Origin of the sequence: Streptosporangium carneum, assembly GCF_027922005.1 — a bacterium.
GTDB classification, from domain to species: domain Bacteria; phylum Actinomycetota; class Actinomycetes; order Streptosporangiales; family Streptosporangiaceae; genus Streptosporangium; species Streptosporangium carneum.
The window spans coordinates 187,266-204,055 of record NZ_BSEV01000012.1; the positions used below are offsets into that span (position 1 = coordinate 187,266).

The following is a 16,790-nucleotide window of genomic DNA, read 5'->3' on the forward strand; positions in this document are numbered from 1 at the left end:
TCAGGCCCATGGACAAGGTCGTTGTGGGAGCCGCGATCGTCGACGGCGGCGGCAGACTGCTCGCCGCCCAGCGCGCCGACCCTCCCGAGCTCGCCGGTGGATGGGAGTTCCCCGGGGGAAAGGTCGACCCGGGGGAGGATGACCGTACGGCGCTGATCCGGGAGTGCCAGGAGGAGCTCGGCGTCATGGTCGAGGCGGGGGAGCAGGTCGGTGGTGACTGGCCGCTGGCGGACGGATACGTGCTCAGGGTTTGGCTGGCGGAGATCGTGGAAGGAGAGCCCGAGGCCAAGGAACACCTGGACCTGCGCTGGCTGGCCAGGCACGAGCTGTACGACGTGCCGTGGCTGCCCGCCGACCTGCCGATCGTGCGAGCCGTACAAGGTCAGCTCGACGGCGGTTGATCGGTTACAGAGTGTGACATAAAAGCACTGGACGTGTTGTTGTCGCGTGTCCGTATCGGGGGATCGGGGAAATGCGGTGACCGGATGGTGGCGGCGTGCCCGCGTCGCGTCGGCGATGGGGGCGGGAACGCTCGTTCTGGGCGGGGGATCGGCGGTGTACGCGATCGGGACGATCGAGCCCGCCGAAGCGCCGTCGAGCCTGGGGGGAGCGTCGGACCCGGGAGGGACGTCGAGCCTGGGAGGGACGTCGAGCCTGGGGGGAGCGTCGGACCTGGGAGGGGCGGAGAGCCTCGTCTCGTGGTCGCGGCGCGCCCGCGCCGGTGACGTGGTCCGGCTCAGGGTGTGGCTGCGCGGACCGGGAAGCGACGCGCGACTGGTGGTCGCGACGACGCCCGCCGCCACGTTCAGAGGCGTCGACTGTCCCTCCGCGACGGGCGACCGGCGGCCGGTCAGGAGTGACCAGCGAGTGTGCGCCGTGGGAGAGGTCGGCGCGCGCACCCCGGTGGACGTGCTGCTCGCCGCGCCCGTGGACGACCGGGTTGTCGAGGTGACCGCGGTGGCGCGGATGCTCACCCCCGAGGGGGAGTGGACCACCCAGACGGCCAGGACCATGGTCGAGGCGGGAGCGGAGGCGTTCGCGGCACGCGAGGCGGGAGCGGGGGAACTCGACGCGGAGACGGCCGGGGTGAGGGCGGAAGCGGCCGAGGCTGAAGCGGCCAACGGGGGGACGGAATCGGCGGAATCGGCGGAGACAGCCAAAGCGGGGACGGCCACGGTGGAAGCGGCCGAGGTGGGGTTGGTCGAGGTGGAAGCGGTCACTGTGGGGACGGCCGAAGGCGAGGAGGGGCGGGGACAGGAGCGGCAGGCCGGTTCCGTGGTGCCCCGCCCCGCACCGGGCGTGTTCCCGGCTCCTTCCGGCGCGCTGTCCCCGGCCTCCGGAATGCCTTCGGGCGCCTCAGGCGCCTCCGACCTCTCGGGCTCGCTTCCCGGGACCTCTGACGCTTCAGGCGCGATCCCCGAGGCCCCTGGCGTGATCCCTGAGACGCCGGACGCGCCCCTTGGGGCACCGGGCGTGATCCATGGGACGCCGGGCACGGGCTCCAGGGCCTCCTTCGAGGCTTCGGGGGCGGCAACGACCTCCTCCCTGCCCACAACGCCTCCCGACGCGTCTCCAGCGGGGAAGGTCGCGGCTTCCAGCGCTCCTCTCACGGAAGGCGGCGCGGTCTCCGGTACGGCTTCGCCGCAGACCGAAGAGAAGGTGGGGCCGTTCACGTCGTCGAACCTGTGGGTGCTCGCGATCCTGGAAGGGACGGGCGTCCCGGAGGACACGGGGGTCATCGGCGAGCCCGAGGCGCATGAGGATGCGAGGATCGTGGGAGAGCCCGCGGAGTCTGAGGAGCCGGGGAGCATCGGCGGTCCAGAGGCGCAGGAGGACGCGGGGGTCATCGGCGAATCCGAGGCGCATGAGGATGCGAGGATCGTGGGAGAGTCCGGGGCGTCTGAGGAGCCGGGAGTCATCGGCGAGCCAGAGGCGCACGAGGACACGGGGGTCATCGGCGAGCCAGAGGCGCATGCCGTACCGCTCGCGTCCGGACAGGGACCCGCTCCTGCGCCCTGTGAAGAAGCCCCGGTGCACGGGAAGTCCCAGGAGTCCGGCACGGTGCCGCAGACCTCGGCCGAGGAGCCGACGGCGGCCGCGTGGCCTGCGATCGGGGAGCCGACGGCGGCCGCGCGACCCGTGCCCCGGCCGTTCACATCGCTCAAGCCGCTCGCCGAGCAGGAAAGGTCTCGCGGGCAGGTCCCCGGTCCCGCTGTCGCACGACGGGGAACGGTCACGCCTTCCGAACCGCTTGTGCCCCCCGCCTCCACGGAATTGTCCGGATCCGGACAGGGAGCGCAGCTATGGGACGACCCCGGCCTGCGGATGCCGATGGCGGCCCCCGTGCCCGCCGTGTCACCGCTCACCTCGGTCATGGCGGACTCCCAGCCGTTGGGCGCGCCACTCCCGCGTGACCTGGACGGGCCTGGCCAGGAGATCGAGCAGGCGGCTCTGTCGGGGCCGTCCTTGACAGGGGCGAGTGGATTTCCCACGGTCGGAGCCGCGGTCGGCGGACTGCTGGGTCTGCTCTGGCTACAGGCGCGAATTCAACGCAGGCGCGGGTCGCGAGCTGTGTTGTGAAACAGGCTTTGCTGTTACTTTTACCCGACTAGTATTTCCTTGACTTGACTCGCCATGTATAGGGAATTCTCGGAGGGCACCGGTGACCCGATCACGGCGTGCGGCAGCTGTCTCCGCCGTTCTCATGTCGGTGGGACTTTGCGGTGGAGTGTTGCTCTTCGCCACACCGTTCACCACCGCGCCTCCAGCGGACGCCGTCGCCAAGCTGGCTGCCGCGAACCCCTCCGAGGTCCCCGGGTGCGACGTGGACCCCTCGGCGCCGTGTGAGGAGCAACCGACGCCGGTCGTCACCGTCACGGTGACCCAGGACCCCGGTGATCCCACCCCTCCTCCCGCCTCTCCGGTGCCGCAGAAGACGGTCACCACCACGGTCACCGTGCCGCCGAAGACCACGGCCCCCAAGCCGCGCAAGACGAAGACCGTGCAGGCGACCGTGCCTCCGGCGGTGCCCACTACGGCTCCGGTGCAGCCTCCGGTGCAGCCGCCGACCTCCACCCCCCTCGTTCCTCTCCCCGAGGAGACGGCCGCGCCGACGCCGAGCGAGGAGGAGCCGGTGTTCCCCGGCACCGAGGAGGTCCAGCCGACGCCCACCCCCGTTCCGAGCGCCTCGTCGGAGCCGACCGGAAGCGCCACGTTCGAGGACGCGGGGCCGACCTCGGTGCCCTACGAGATCCGCAACGCGGGTTCCGACTTCAACGCCCCCGAGCTGAGCCGTCAACTCGGCATCCCCGCGCTGATCCTGGTGCTGCTGGTGCTGTTCGCCGTGCTGATCTTCGAGGGCAGGCTGCGCCGCATGGCCCACGCGTCCGCCGTCCGCAGGGCCGGTCCCCGTCCCCAGGGTCATCCCGGTGGTTTCGTCGACCCGGTGACCTATCCCCCCGGCGCCGCGTACGCGCCCGCGCCGGGTTTTCCACCCACGGTCTACCAGGGCGGCACGGCCTACGCGCCGATCATCAGCTTCGTCCCCATGCACATGTACGGCCCCGGCCACCCCGAGGGCTACGCGCCCGAGCAGCACGTCCAGCCGTACGAGCAGCCGACGGCCCACATGCCCGCGCCAGGTCACGACCAGCCGACCGGTCACGCCGACCAGCAGTACGGCAGGCCTCCGGCGGATCACGAATGGTCGCCGTACGGCCTCGCGGGCCAGGACGCCCAGCAGACCTCCTTCCACGACCCGGGCGCGGCGCAGTCCCCGCAGGGAGCCTTCCCCCATGGGCCCGCAGAGTTCCCCACGGGCCCGACACAGGGCTCCGGCGGTCCGTTGCCGCAGGGGCCCGGCGGGTTCCCCGGTGGTCCGTTGTCGCAGGGGCCTGGTGGGTTCTCCGGTGCTTCTTCGCCGGGCACTGGGGAGTTCCCCGGTCCGGTGCCGCAGGGGCCCGGTGAGTTCCCGGGAGCGCCGTTCCCGCAGGAGCCGCCGCGTTCCGGTGGACAGGCGGGGGAGGTCTTCCCCGAAGGACCGGGACAGCGACCTGGCGACCTCTTCCAGCCCGGCTTCCCCGAGGGACCCGGCGGGTTCCCCGGCGGCCCGTTGTCACAGGGGCCGGGGGGCTTCCCTGGCGGTCCGTTGCCGCAGGGGCCCGGCGGGTTCCCCGGTGGTCCGTTGTCGCAGGGGCCGGGTGGGTTCTCCGGTGCTTCTTCGCCGGGCACTGGGGAGTTCCCCGGTCCGGTGCCGCAGGGGCCCGGTGAGTTCCCGGGAGCGCCGTTCCCACAGGAGCCGCCGCGGAACCGTCGTCCCTTCGGGCTGGAGCCGCTTCCCGGCACCAAACCCAAGCCGTCGAAGTCCGCTTCTCCCGAGGTCTCGCAGGAGCCCCCGAAGCCTCGCCGCCCCTTCGGCCTCGAGCCGCTTCCCGGCACCAAGCCGAAGTCGGACTCTTCCGACGAACACGGTGGGACGGCGGTCTATCCCCTTCCCGGCCATGACGGCAAGAAGAAGCGCGGCCTGTTCCGTCGCTCCAAGTAGTCGGTTCTCTGACCGGAGACGCTCCCGGGTCGCGCGCCGCTCACCGGCGCCGACCCGCTCGGCGCCGCCGCTCGCCGTACCGGCGCGGTGGTTGACCGTGGGGTGTGGTGTTTCGGCGGTGGCCGTGTGTGGGTTGGTGGCGCGGCTCGCCGTACCGGCGCGGTGGCTGTCCGTGGGGTGTGGTGTTTCGGCGGTGGTCGTGCGTGGTGGGGAAGGGCTTGTACGTGCGGCGGCGCCGGTCACGGGGGGATGTGACCGGCGCCGCCTGGGGAGGGTCAGCTCTTCGAGCTGGACCTCTTGAAGATCTTGTTGCCGAGCCAGACCAGCGGGTCGTACTTGCGGTCGACGACTCGCTCCTTCATCGGGATCAGCGCGTTGTCGGTGATCTTGATGTGCTCGGGGCAGACCTCGGTGCAGCACTTGGTGATGTTGCAGTAGCCGAGGCCGTGCTCCTCCTGCGCGGCGTCCTTGCGGTCGGCGACGTCGTAGGGGTGCATGTCCAGCTCGGCGATCCGCATCAGGAAGCGCGGACCGGCGAACTCGGGCTTGTTCTCCTCATGGTCACGGATCACGTGGCAGACGTTGTTGCACATGAAGCACTCGATGCACTTGCGGAACTCCTGGGACCGCTCGACGTCGATCTGCTGCATGCGGTACTCGCCCGGCTGCACGTTCGCCGGAGGGGTGAAGGACGGGATCTCGCGTGCCTTCTGGTAGTTGAAGGACACGTCCGTGACCAGGTCCTTGATCACCGGGAACGTCCGCATGGGCGTCACCGTGATCGTCTCGTCCTCCGAGAAGGTGGACATCCGGGTCATGCAGCCGAGCTTCGGCTTGCCGTTGATCTCCATGGAACACGAGCCGCACTTGCCCGCCTTACAGTTCCAGCGGACCGCGAGGTCGGGCGCCTGGGTGGCCTGGAGCCTGTGGATGATGTCGAGGACGACCTCGCCCTCGTTCACCTCGACGGTGAAGTCCTCGAGCTTGCCCTCGCCGCCCTCGCCGCGCCACACGCGGAATTTCGCCTTGTAACTCATGGCTGCTCCTTGACCAACGCGTCGAAGTCGGCCAGCTCTTCCTCGGTGATGTACTTCTTCAGCTCGGCCCGGTCGAACAGTGTGATCAGGTCGTCGCGCATGGCGGGCTGCGCCTTCTCCTCCACGGTCACGTCGGAGCCGTCGGGGGACAGGCCGCACACCAGGATCTTGCGGCGCCACTCGGGCGACATGCCGGGGAAGTCGTCGCGGGTGTGGCCGCCACGGCTCTCCTGGCGGATCAGCGCCGCCTTGGCCACGCACTCGGAGACCAGGAGCATGTTGCGCAGGTCCAGGCAGAGGTGCCAGCCGGGGTTGTAGATCCGGCTTCCGGTCGCGCCGACGCCGTGGGCCCGCTCCTTGAGCTTCTCCACGCCCTCCAGCGCCTCGGTGACCTCCTCGGCCTTGCGGATGATGCCCACGAGCTCGTTCATCGTCCGCTGCAGCTCCTGGTGGACCTCGTAGGGGTTCTCCCCCGAGCGCTCCAGCGGGGCCAGGGCCTCGGCCTTCGCCGCGGCGACCGACTCCTCGGAGACCTGCGGCCTCGCGGCGAGCCCGTTCACGTACGAGGCCGCTCCCGCGCCGGCCCTGCGGCCGAACACCAGCAGGTCGGACAGGGAGTTGCCGCCGAGCCGGTTGGAGCCGTGCATGCCGCCGGAGACCTCCCCCGCGGCGAACAGGCCGGGCACGTCGGCCGCGCCGGTGTCGGCGTCGACCTCGACGCCGCCCATGATGTAGTGGCAGGTCGGGCCGACCTGCATGGGCTCGGCGGTGATGTCGACGTCGGCCAGCTCCTTGAACTGGTGGTGCATCGACGGCAGCCGCCTGATGATCTCGGCGGCGGGCAGCCTGCTGGAGACGTCGAGGAAGACGCCGCCCTGGGGTGAGCCGCGACCGGCCTTCACCTCGGAGTTGATGGCCCTGGCGACCTCGTCACGGGGCAGCAGCTCCGGAGGGCGGCGGTTGTTCGCCTGGTCGGTGTACCAGCGGTCGCCCTCCTCCTCGGTGGTGGCGTACTTGTCCTTGAACACCTCGGGGATGTAGTCGAACATGAAGCGCTTGCCCTCGGAGTTGCGCAGCACGCCGCCGTCGCCGCGGACCGACTCGGTGACGAGGATGCCGCGGACCGAGGGGGGCCAGACCATCCCGGTGGGGTGGAACTGGATGAACTCCATGTTGATCAGCTTCGCCCCGGCGAGCAGCGCCAGCGCGTGACCGTCTCCGGTGTACTCCCACGAGTTGGAGGTCACCACGTAGGACTTGCCGATGCCGCCGGTGGCCAGCACGACCGCGGGGGCGTCGAAGAGGATGAGCCTGCCGTTCTCCCGCCAGTAGCCGAAGGCTCCGGAGATCGCGCCCTCGTCGTCCTTCAGCAGGCGGGTCACCGTGCACTCCTGGAAGACCTTGATGTAGGCCTCCGCGTCGCCGTGCAGCCTCTCGTCCTCCTGCTGGAGGGCGACGACGCGCTGCTGCAGGGTGCGGATCAGTTCCAGGCCCGTACGGTCGCCGACGTGGGCGAGCCGGGGGTACTCGTGCCCGCCGAAGTTGCGCTGGCTGATCTTGCCGTCCTTGGTGCGGTCGAACAGCGCGCCCCACGCCTCGAGCTCCCAGACGCGGTCGGGGGCCTCCTTGGCGTGCAGCTCGGCCATCCGCCAGTTGTTGAGGAACTTGCCGCCGCGCATGGTGTCGCGGAAGTGCACCATCCAGTTGTCGTCGCTGTTGACGTTGCCCATGGCGGCGGCCGCGCCGCCCTCCGCCATGACGGTGTGCGCCTTGCCGAACAGCGACTTGCAGACGATCGCGGTCCGCTTGCCCTGCTGGCGGGCCTCGATGGCCGCCCGCAGACCAGCTCCGCCGGCGCCGATGACGACGACGTCGTATTCGTGACGCTCGATTTCCACTGGTGATCCTTATGCGAACGGGAAGTTGACGATGCCCTTGGCGACCAGCCGCACGTAGAGGTCGGCTCCCACGACCGTGAACATCGAGATGAGCGCGAGCTGCTGGTGCTTGGCGTTGAGCTTGGAGACGAAACCCCACGCCCTGTACCGGACCGGGTGCTTGGAGAAGTGGTTCAGGCGCCCGGCGGTGATGTGCCTGCAGGAGTGGCACGACAGGGTGTACAGGTTGATGAAGACGGCGTTGACCACCAGGATCAGCGTCCCGAGACCCACGGGCTTCTCGACGAGGGCCAGCACCGCGTCCCAGGCGAGGATCAGGCCGATCACGATCGCCGCGTAGAAGAAGTAGCGGTGGATGTTCTGCAGGATCAGCGGGAAGCGGGACTCGCCGGTGTACTTGCCGTGCGGCTCGTTGACGGCGCACGCGGGCGGCGACAGCCAGAACCCGCGGTAGTAGGCCTTGCGGTAGTAGTAACAGGTGAAGCGGAAGCCCGCGGGCAGGGCCAGGATCAGCAGCCCGGGCGGCAGGGTGTACCAGTCGCCGAACGGCGCCAGGCCGAACAGGCGTGCCCCCTCGGGGCAGCTCGTCGCCAGGCACGGGGAGGCGTACGGAGCGATGTACGGCGACGCGAAGTAGCTCGTATCAAAGATCGCCCACGTGGAGTAGACGAGGAACGCCGTGAAGATGATGAAGGTGACCAGTGGATAGCGCCACCACTGGTCGGTCCGCAGCGTGCGCTCCTTGATCTGCGCGCGCTGTCTTCTGGCCGGGCTGTCGGCCGTTGTCTGGGTCATTGGAGACCTCTCCACCTCCCGCGGACCCTGCTCGCCAAAGGGGTCCGGGTCGTTTCAGTTGTGCCGCGCGCCGGGCCATGGTCGCGCCGGCTCACCGTGCGCGCGCTTATTGGTGGGGATACGTTACGACGCGACTACCCGTTCGTGTGAGAAGCGTCACTCACATTTTCACCGGCTCAGTGTGATTCCTGTCACGTTGGTCAGGTCGGAGCCAGGGGAGCGTCACGTTCCGCGAGGTGAAGAGGCCTTTGTGGAGATTTTCGGTCACAGGCGCGGCGAGCCCGCCCAGTCAGCACTGCCGGTCAGCAGCGCCGGTCAGCAGTGCCGGTCAGTAGTGCTGATCGGAGCTGGGCAGCTTGACCACGGTCACGAAGAAGTCGTCGATCCGGCGGACCACGCTGATGAACTGGTCGAAGTCGACCGGCTTCGAGACGTAGGCGTTGGCGTGCAGGTTGTAACTGCGCAGGATGTCCTCCTCCGACTCCGACGTCGTGAGCACGACCACCGGGATGCCGCGGAGCTTGTCGTCCCCCTTGATGTCCTGGAGCACCTCCCTGCCGTCCTTGCGGGGCAGGTTGAGGTCCAGCAGGATCAGGTCGGGGCGGGGCGCGTCGGCGTACTCGCCCTCCTTGCGCAGGAAGGCCATGGCCTGCTCGCCGTCGTTGACGACGTGCAGCTTGTTCCTGACCTTGTTCAGCTCGAACGCCTCGCGCGTCAGCAGCACGTCACCCGGGTCGTCCTCGACCAGGAGCACGTCGATCCAGCGCAGGTCATTCATCGGTCTCTCCAATGGGAAGGGTCCACCGGAAGGTCGTTCCGGGCTTGTCGGGGGCGTCGCTCTCCACCCAGATGCGACCGCCGTGGTATTCGACGATCTTCTTGCACAGCGCCAGGCCGATGCCGGTGCCTGCGTACACGTCCCGTCCGTGCAGACGCTGGAAGATGAGGAAGATCCGGTCAGTGTATTTGCTCTCGATGCCGATCCCGTTGTCGGCGCAGGAGAACTCCCACATGTCCCCGTCGCGCCGCACCCCGATGTGGATCTCCGGGGACTCCTGGGAGCGGAACTTGACCGCGTTGCCGACGAGGTTCTGGAACAGCTGGACGAGCTGGACCTTGTTGCCGCGCACCGTGGGCAGCTCGTCGGAGGTCACGGTGGCCCCCGACTCCTCGATCGGCGCGGTGAGGTTGTTCAGCGCGGTCCGCAGGGACTGGTTGGCGTCGACCGAGATCGGCTCGCCGCCCGTCCGCCCGACCCGGGAGAAATCGAGCAGGTCGTTGATCAGGAGCTGCATGCGCTTGGCGCCGTCGACCGCGAAGGCGATGTACTGCTTGGCCCGGTCGTCGAGCTGGTCGCCGTAACGCTGGTCCAGCATCTGGGTGAAGCTGGCCACCTTGCGCAGCGGCTCCTGCAGGTCGTGGCTGGCCACGTAGGCGAACTGCTCCAGCTCGCCGTTCGAGCGCCGCAGCTCGGCCGCCTGCTCCTCCAGCTTCGCCTGCGCCGAGGAGACCCGGCGCCACTCGGCGATGATGCGGCGGCGCATGGAGTCCACGTGGCTGGAGAGCTCGGCCAGCTCCGACGGGTGCTCGACCTTCAGTTTGTGCTCGAAGTCGCCCTGGGCGACCGCTCGGACCTGCCCGTTGAGCTTGGCCAGCGGGCGGAGCACGGCGTACCGCACGATGAGCGCGGCGCCGATCCCGGCCAGGACCATGGCCAGCACCACGCCGCCGAGCGCCACGTAGAGGGTGTTCCAGCCTCGTTCGAGGCGCTGGCCGCCCTCGACGTGCAGCCGGTCGAGATGAGCCTGCAGAGCCGTGAGCGACCAGCGGATCTCGGCGAACCGCTCGGCGTTGAGCGGGGCGTTCCGCGAGGCGGTCTCGGACTTGAAGGTCGGAACCTCGGCGACGATCTTCTCCACGTAGTCGCGCCGCCACGCCTGCCCCGCCCCCTTCAGGCGGGCCACCTCGGCGCGGACCTTCTGCGTCTCCGGCATCCTGGGCGTCAGGGCTTCGAGCGCGGCCATCGCCTTCGACTCCTCCGCGACCGCGTCACGGTACGCCTGGAGGGACGTCGCCTCGTTGGTCCTGCCGTAGGTCCTGGCGGCCCCCTCCTGCGCGGTCAGCGCGTTCGAGATCTCCAGGGTGCGCAGCGCGGCGGGGTCGACGACGTCGACCACGGCCACCCGGGCCACCCTGGTCTCCTCGATCGAGGAGATCGTGAAGGCGGCGGCGATCACGAACAGCAGGGCGACGATCGCCCCGGTGAGCAGGAACCACTGGGCCACCCGCAGCTTGCCGAAACCCGCGGCCGGGGCGGGGGTGGGCAGGGGACGGATGCCTGTGTGCTCGCTCATCGCTCTCCGCCTTCCAGGACTTCCGAGGTGGCCGGTTCGGTCATCGGTCATCGCCTCCTGGAGCCCGCGAGGTCCGTGAGATGAGCACGGTGGCCAGGTCGTCGCTGAGCGAGTCGCCGTTGAGCTCGATCACCCGCTCGATCAGCCGGTCGAGGTGGATCCCGCCGTGCTCGTGGACCAGGGCGAGCAGGCCCTCGGTGCCGAGCAGGTCGGGCCCGCCGCCCACGGTGGCCTCGATCAGGCCGTCGGTGTAGAGCAGCAGCGACCAGTCGTCGCCGAGCGGGACCTCGATCTCCGCCCAGTCCACGCCCTGGAAGATGCCCAGCGGCGGGCCGGAGGGCGTGCCCGGCACCACGCCGACGACGCCGTCGCGGATCAGCAGCGGCGGCGGGTGGCCGACCACGTGCATCCGCGCGCTGCTGAGCACGGGGTCGATCGTGGCGATGCACAGCGTCGTGAAGATCTCCGCGGACTTGCGTTCGAGGCGGAGCACGGAGTCGAGGACGCTCAGCAGCTCGTTGCCGGTGTGGCCGGCCAGCACGAGGGCCCGCCAGGCGATCCGCAGCGCGACTCCCAGCGCCGCCTCGTCGGGGCCGTGCCCGCACACGTCGCCGACCACCACGTGCACCGCCCCGTCGGGGCTCTGCACGGTGTCCCAGAAGTCACCCGCGAGCAGGGCGCGCCTGCGCCCCGGCAGGTAGCGGGCGTGGTGCTCCAGCCCTCCCTGGTCCAGCAGGGGGACGGGCAGCAGGCCGCGCTCGAGGCGGGAGTTCTCCTTGGTGAGCAGCTCGGCCTCGACCAGCTTGCGCTGGGCCAGGTCGGCGCGCTTGCGCTCCATCGCGTAACGGATCGCCCGCGCCAGCAGTCGTGCCTCCACGTCCTGCTTGACCAGGAAGTCCTGGGCTCCGGCCGCGACGGCCTCCACGCCGACGTGGGCGTCGTTCAGGCCGGTCAGCACGAGCACGGCGGCGTGCGGCGCCATCGACAGCACCTGCTCCAGCGCCTCCAGGCCGGTCGCGTCGGGCAGGGAGAGGTCGACGAGCACGCACTGCACGTCGTCGGTCAGCCGCTCTCTGCTCTCCTGCAGGCTGCGCACCCAGATGATCTTCGGGGGGTTCTCGGCCTCGGAGAGCAGTTCCTCCACGAGAAAGGCGTCGCCCGCGTCGTCCTCGATGAGCAGGAGCGTGAGCGTTTCATTGGGAGGGGCGGTCACTGACGCCTCTTCGGGGGATCGGGGAAACCTCTATTAACGTTATGCAGAATAGTGCGGCACCAGGACCTGTGGGACAGCGATCGCCCGGGCCTCGGGAGCTCCGGTCGCGAAGGCGACGCCTTCTTTTCTGCGCCTGCCCGGGGAGACGGGCCCGCTCAGCCCGGGGTGATCAGCTCGAGGCCTTCGGGAAGGCTACCCTCGTGGGACGCCTCGGCCAGGAAGAACAGCAGCGTGTCGCGGAAGGCCTGGGCGGCGCGGGTCGGCTCGACGTCCTTGCGGTGGGCGATGGCGATCGTACGGCGCAGCCCAGGAGGCGCCAGCGGCGTCCCGGTCAGCCCGGGACGGCCGTCCAGGACCATCGAGGGGACCAGCGCGATGCCGAGCCCCGCCTCGACGAAGCGCAGCACGGCGTCCATCTCCCCGCCCTCGACGGCCAGCCTGGGCTCGAACCCCGCCTGGCGGCACGCGCCGAGCGTGGCCTCCCGCAGGTCGTAGCCGCGCCGGAACATCACCATCGGCTGTCCGCGCAGCTCCTCTATCCGCATGTACGGCCTGCGCGCGTGCGAGAGGGAGGGGGAGACGACGACCAGGTTCTCCCGCAGGACCTCCTCGGTGACCAGGGCCGGGTCGTCGCTCTGCAGCGGCATGATGATCAGTGCCAGGTCGAGCTGTCCTCTGGCGAGGGTGCGGACCAGGTCGCGGGAGCCCCCCTCCTCGACGAGCAGCTCGATGCCGGGGTACTCGCGGTGGAACCTGGCCAGGGCGTCCGCCATCAGGCCCGCGCAGAGCGAGGGCGTCGCGCCGAGCCGCACCCGGCCGCGGCGCAGCCCGGCGAGCTCGCCGACCTCGCGTCTGGCGGTCTCGGCGTCGGCCAGCATCCTGCGGGCCAGCGGCAGCAGCGCCTCCCCGGCGGGGGTGAGGGTGACGTTCCCCCTGGCGCGGCTGAACAGCGGCGCGCCGAGGTCGGCCTCCAGCGCCCTGATCTGCTTGCTCAGCGACGGCTGCGCGACACGCATCCGCTCGGCGGCCTGGGTGAAGTGCCGGGAGTCGGCCACTGCCACGAAATAGGCCAGTTGCTGGAGCTGCACGTTTCCCTAGCGTACGGAGGCGTCGGTGGCCGATCCGGGGCGGCCCCCCGAGTCGGGGACGATGGGAGAGCGCGACGTGCCGCCGCGATGTGAGATTGCTCGCATCTCGCCGGAGCCCTTCGCTGTAAAACCGGCATAAACCCAGAGCCGATAGTCGCTGGCTATGGAAACCACATCCTCGATGACTTGGACGCGGGTAAATCACCCTACCTAGCGTCGAGCATGTGACTGCCACGATTGAGCGCGGTACCGCCACCGCGCCGGTTAAACCTTCAGGGCACGCCCCGGCGAAGGCTGCCAAGACTGTGACGCCCAGGAGGTCCGGCGGGTTCCTGGGCTCGTCGAACGGGAAAAAGGCGGTCATGGCCGTCACGGGCGCCATCCTGGTGCTCTTCCTCGTCGGCCACATGGCCGGAAACCTCAAGAGCTTCTTCGGCGCGGAGACGTTCAACGCCTACGCCGAGTTCCTGCGGACCATGGGCGAGCCGATCCTGCCGCGCAGGGTCCTGCTGACCGTCGTCGAGGTCGTGCTGGTCGCGGCGGTCGTGCTGCACATGTGGTCGGCGATCTCCCTGGCCCGCAGGGCGGGCAAGGCCCGTCCCGTCAAGTACGCGGCCAAGCGCAAGTCCCAGGCGGGCGGCTACGCCACCCACATCATGCGCTGGGGCGGCGTCACCATCGTGCTCTTCGTCGTCTGGCACCTGCTCGACCTCACCTTCGGCGTGGTCAACCCGGCCGGCTGGGACGGCACGCCGTACGAGAGGCTGGCCCAGGGCTTCGACCCGTCGCGCTGGTGGGTGACCCTCTTCTACGTGGTCGCCGTCGTCATGGTCGGCCTGCACCTGCGGCACGGCCTGTGGAGCGCCTTCCAGACGCTCGGCCTGGCGAGCTCCCGGAGCTACCGCCCGCTGAAGGCCGCCGCCGCCGTGGTCTCCGCCGTGCTGGTGCTCGGCTTCCTCGCGGTCCCCGTCGCGGTCATGATCGGAGTGATCAAGTAGTCATGAAGTACACCGAAGGTGAGCCGATCCGCGACACCAGGGCTCCCGAGGGACCGATCGAGGACCGCTGGGAGAAGCGCAAGTTCAGCGCCAAGCTGGTCAACCCGGCCAACAAGCGCAAGCTCAACATCATCGTGGTCGGCACCGGCCTCGCGGGCGGTTCGGCCGCCGCGACGCTCGGCGAGCTCGGGTACAACGTCAAGTCCTTCTGCTACCAGGACACGCCGCGGCGCGCCCACTCCATCGCGGCCCAGGGCGGCATCAACGCCGCCAAGAACTACCGGGGCGACGGCGACTCGATCTACCGGCTGTTCTACGACACCGTCAAGGGCGGCGACTTCCGGGCCCGCGAGTCGAACGTCTACCGGCTCGCCCAGGTCAGCGTGAACATCATCGACCAGGCGGTCGCCCAGGGCGTGCCGTTCGCCCGCGAGTACGGCGGCCTGCTCGACACCCGCTCCTTCGGCGGCGCGCAGGTCTCCCGGACCTTCTACGCCAGGGGCCAGACGGGCCAGCAGCTGCTGCTGGGCGCCTACCAGGCCCTGGAGCGGCAGATCGCGGCCGGGACCGTGGAGATGCACACCCGCCACGAGATGCTCGACCTGATCGTCTCCGACGGCAGGGCACGCGGCGTCATCGTCCGCGACATGGTCACCGGTGAGATCGAGCGGCACGTGGCCGACGCGGTCGTGCTGGCCAGCGGCGGCTACGGCAACGTGTTCTTCCTGTCGACCAACGCCAAGGGCTGCAACACCACGGCGATCTGGCGCGCGCACCGGCGCGGCGCGATGTTCGCCAACCCCTGCTACACGCAGATCCACCCGACCTGCATCCCGGTCAGCGGCGACTACCAGTCCAAGCTGACCCTGATGTCGGAGTCGCTGCGCAACGACGGCCGCGTGTGGGTGCCGGTGAAGGCGGGCGACGACCGTCCCGTCGCGCAGATCCCCGAGGAGGAGCGCGACTACTACCTGGAGCGCATCTACCCGGCGTTCGGCAACCTGGTCCCGCGTGACATCGCCTCCCGCGCCGCCAAGAACGTCTGCGACGAGGGCCGCGGCGTCGGCCCCGGCGGCCTGGGCGTCTACCTCGACTTCGCCGACGCGATCCGCCGTCTCGGCCGCGACGCGGTGGAGAAGAAGTACGGCAACCTCTTCGAGATGTACGAGCGCATCACCGGCGAGGACCCCTACACCCAGCCGATGCGCATCTACCCCGCCGTGCACTACACGATGGGCGGCCTGTGGGTCGACTACGACCTGCAGTCCACGATCCCCGGCCTGTTCGTGATCGGCGAGGCCAACTTCTCCGACCACGGCGCCAACCGTCTCGGCGCGTCCGCGCTGATGCAGGGCCTGGCCGACGGCTACTTCGTGCTGCCGACCACGATCGGCGACTACCTCGCCAACGGCCCCTACGGGGAGGTCGACGAGGAGGCCGTGGCCCAGGCCGAGGTCGCGGTCCGCGAGAAGATCGACAGACTGCTGTCGAACAACGGCAGCCGCACCGCAGACTCCTACCACCGCGAGCTCGGCAAGATCATGTGGGACTACTGCGGCATGGAGCGCACCGAGGAGTCGCTGCGCAAGGCGCTCGAGCGGATTCCGGAGCTGCGCGAGGAGTTCTGGAAGAACGTGAAGGTGTCCGGCGAGGCCGACGAGCTGAACCAGGCGCTGGAGCGGGCGGGCCGGGTGGCCGACTTCTTCGACCTGGCCGAGCTGATGTGCGTCGACGCGCTGCACCGCACCGAGTCGTGCGGCGGTCACTTCCGCGCCGAGTCGCAGGACGCCGACGGCGAGGCCCTGCGCGACGACGAGAACTTCGCCTACGTCGCGGCCTGGGAGTACGGCGAGCAGGGCCCGGTCCTGCACAGGGAAGACCTCGACTACGAGTACGTCAAGATGAGCCAGCGGAGCTACAAGTGAGCGCGCCCGACGCAGTGAGCGAAGCGGTCCACGAGGGACGAGTGGCCCGTGCGGCGAATGAGGAGTGGTAAGGCAACCATGGGCATGAACCTGACACTCAAGGTCTGGCGGCAGAAGGGCCCCGAGGACAAGGGGCGCATGGTCACCTACCGGGTCGAGGACGTGTCGCCCGACATGTCCTTCCTGGAGATGCTCGACGTGCTCAACGAGCGGCTCATCCTGGAGGGCGACGACCCGGTCGCCTTCGACCACGACTGCCGCGAGGGCATCTGCGGCATGTGCGGCATGGTGATCAACGGTGTGGCGCACGGCGAGCAGGTGGCGACCACCACCTGTCAGCTGCACATGCGGCACTTCGAGGACAACGCGGTCATCACCATCGAGCCGTGGCGCGCCGCGCCCTTCCCGGTGGTCAAGGACCTGGTCGTGGACCGTTCGGCGTTCGACCGGATCATCCAGGCGGGCGGTTTCGTCTCCGTCCCCGCCGGATCCGCCCCCGACGCCCACAGCGTCCCGGTGAAGAAGGTCGACGCCGACGCGGCGTTCGACGCGGCCACCTGCATCGGCTGCGGCGCCTGCGTCGCCGCCTGCCCCAACGGGTCGGCCTCCCTCTTCACCGCCGCCAAGATCACCCACCTCAGCCTCCTGCCGCAGGGCCAGCCCGAGCGCGACTCCCGCGCCGTGGCCATGGTCGAGCAGATGGACGCGGAGGGCTTCGGCGGCTGCACCAACACCGGCGAGTGCACCGCGGTCTGCCCCAAGGGCATCCCGCTGGACACCATCGCCAGGATGAACCGCGACTACCTCAGGGCCGCCAAGTAGGTCCTGTTCAAAAAGGCCCGGTCACCTCTGTCCACGGTGGCCGGGCCTTCTGGCTCTCATGGGGGCGACCGGACGCCGGGACGGCCCGCGCACGCGTGGGCCCCGCCCACTCCGCCC

At 69.8% G+C, this 16,790-nt stretch carries 13 protein-coding genes; 6 read left to right on the plus strand and 7 right to left on the minus strand.

The window, feature by feature from the left end; all coding sequences use genetic code 11:
- Positions 1–8 precede the first annotated feature (8 nt).
- The 3 genes from PKF00_RS25065 to PKF00_RS25075 all read left to right on the plus strand — a co-directional run bounded on the left by PKF00_RS25065 (position 9) and on the right by PKF00_RS25075 (position 4,543).
- Positions 9–401, plus strand: a complete 393-nt coding sequence (locus PKF00_RS25065) for a (deoxy)nucleoside triphosphate pyrophosphohydrolase (protein ID WP_271220080.1) — start codon at positions 9–11, stop codon at positions 399–401.
- 76 nt (positions 402–477) lie between these two features.
- Positions 478–2,580 (plus strand): hypothetical protein, encoded by a 2,103-nt coding sequence (locus PKF00_RS25070; RefSeq protein WP_271220081.1) that lies wholly within the window; start codon positions 478–480, stop codon positions 2,578–2,580.
- A gap of 124 nt (positions 2,581–2,704) precedes the next feature.
- On the plus strand, positions 2,705–4,543 hold the full coding sequence (locus PKF00_RS25075; RefSeq protein ID WP_271220082.1) for a hypothetical protein: 1,839 nt from the start codon (positions 2,705–2,707) through the stop codon (positions 4,541–4,543).
- A 275-nt stretch (positions 4,544–4,818) separates the two neighbouring features.
- Here PKF00_RS25075 and PKF00_RS25080 read toward each other — a convergent pair whose 3' ends face one another.
- The 7 genes from PKF00_RS25080 to PKF00_RS25110 all read right to left on the minus strand — a co-directional run bounded on the left by PKF00_RS25080 (position 4,819) and on the right by PKF00_RS25110 (position 12,928).
- Positions 4,819–5,580 carry a succinate dehydrogenase/fumarate reductase iron-sulfur subunit gene (locus PKF00_RS25080; RefSeq protein WP_271220083.1) on the minus strand — a complete coding sequence of 254 codons (762 nt, stop codon included), beginning with the start codon at positions 5,578–5,580 and terminating at the stop codon, positions 4,819–4,821.
- Positions 5,577–7,478: a fumarate reductase/succinate dehydrogenase flavoprotein subunit gene (locus PKF00_RS25085; protein WP_271220084.1), complete on the minus strand. Its 1,902-nt coding sequence runs from the start codon at positions 7,476–7,478 to the stop codon at positions 5,577–5,579. Before PKF00_RS25085 ends, PKF00_RS25080 begins: the two co-directional genes overlap by 4 nt.
- A gap of 9 nt (positions 7,479–7,487) precedes the next feature.
- Positions 7,488–8,273 (minus strand): succinate dehydrogenase subunit SdhC, encoded by a 786-nt coding sequence (gene sdhC, locus PKF00_RS25090; RefSeq protein WP_271220085.1) that lies wholly within the window; start codon positions 8,271–8,273, stop codon positions 7,488–7,490.
- Positions 8,274–8,601: 328 nt separating this feature from the next.
- A complete protein-coding gene (locus tag PKF00_RS25095; RefSeq protein ID WP_271220086.1) occupies positions 8,602–9,051 on the minus strand; it encodes a response regulator in 450 nt (149 codons plus the stop codon).
- On the minus strand, positions 9,044–10,627 hold the full coding sequence (locus PKF00_RS25100; RefSeq protein WP_271220087.1) for a sensor histidine kinase: 1,584 nt from the start codon (positions 10,625–10,627) through the stop codon (positions 9,044–9,046). The genes PKF00_RS25095 and PKF00_RS25100 overlap by 8 nt, the downstream gene beginning before the upstream one ends.
- A 40-nt stretch (positions 10,628–10,667) precedes the next feature.
- Positions 10,668–11,840, minus strand: coding sequence for a PP2C family protein-serine/threonine phosphatase (locus tag PKF00_RS25105; RefSeq protein WP_271220088.1), 1,173 nt, complete (start codon positions 11,838–11,840; stop codon positions 10,668–10,670).
- Positions 11,841–11,995: 155 nt separating this feature from the next.
- Positions 11,996–12,928 carry a LysR family transcriptional regulator gene (locus PKF00_RS25110; RefSeq protein WP_271220089.1) on the minus strand — a complete coding sequence of 311 codons (933 nt, stop codon included), beginning with the start codon at positions 12,926–12,928 and terminating at the stop codon, positions 11,996–11,998.
- A 224-nt stretch (positions 12,929–13,152) separates the two neighbouring features.
- On the opposite strand from PKF00_RS25110, the gene PKF00_RS25115 reads away from it, so the two are divergent.
- The 3 genes from PKF00_RS25115 to PKF00_RS25125 all read left to right on the plus strand — a co-directional run bounded on the left by PKF00_RS25115 (position 13,153) and on the right by PKF00_RS25125 (position 16,673).
- A complete protein-coding gene (locus PKF00_RS25115) occupies positions 13,153–13,926 on the plus strand; it encodes a succinate dehydrogenase cytochrome b subunit (protein WP_271220090.1) in 774 nt (257 codons plus the stop codon).
- A gap of 2 nt (positions 13,927–13,928) precedes the next feature.
- Positions 13,929–15,851 (plus strand): fumarate reductase/succinate dehydrogenase flavoprotein subunit, encoded by a 1,923-nt coding sequence (locus PKF00_RS25120; RefSeq protein WP_271220091.1) that lies wholly within the window; start codon positions 13,929–13,931, stop codon positions 15,849–15,851.
- Positions 15,852–15,935: 84 nt separating this feature from the next.
- Positions 15,936–16,673, plus strand: a complete 738-nt coding sequence (locus PKF00_RS25125; protein ID WP_271220092.1) for a succinate dehydrogenase/fumarate reductase iron-sulfur subunit — start codon at positions 15,936–15,938, stop codon at positions 16,671–16,673.
- Positions 16,674–16,790: the final 117 nt, after the last annotated feature.

Bases quoted from the DNA above. Each gene is read 5' to 3' on its own strand.
- PKF00_RS25095 (WP_271220086.1), bottom strand. From the start codon at position 9,051: ATGAATGACCTGCGCTGGATCGACGTGCTCCTGGTCGAGGACGACCCG.
- PKF00_RS25065 (WP_271220080.1), top strand. From the start codon at position 9: ATGGACAAGGTCGTTGTGGGAGCCGCGATCGTCGACGGCGGCGGCAGA.
- sdhC (WP_271220085.1), bottom strand. From the start codon at position 8,273: ATGACCCAGACAACGGCCGACAGCCCGGCCAGAAGACAGCGCGCGCAG.
- PKF00_RS25080 (WP_271220083.1), bottom strand. From the start codon at position 5,580: ATGAGTTACAAGGCGAAATTCCGCGTGTGGCGCGGCGAGGGCGGCGAG.
- PKF00_RS25120 (WP_271220091.1), top strand. From the start codon at position 13,929: ATGAAGTACACCGAAGGTGAGCCGATCCGCGACACCAGGGCTCCCGAG.
- PKF00_RS25100 (WP_271220087.1), bottom strand. From the start codon at position 10,627: ATGAGCGAGCACACAGGCATCCGTCCCCTGCCCACCCCCGCCCCGGCC.
- PKF00_RS25075 (WP_271220082.1), top strand. From the start codon at position 2,705: ATGTCGGTGGGACTTTGCGGTGGAGTGTTGCTCTTCGCCACACCGTTC.
- PKF00_RS25125 (WP_271220092.1), top strand. From the start codon at position 15,936: ATGAACCTGACACTCAAGGTCTGGCGGCAGAAGGGCCCCGAGGACAAG.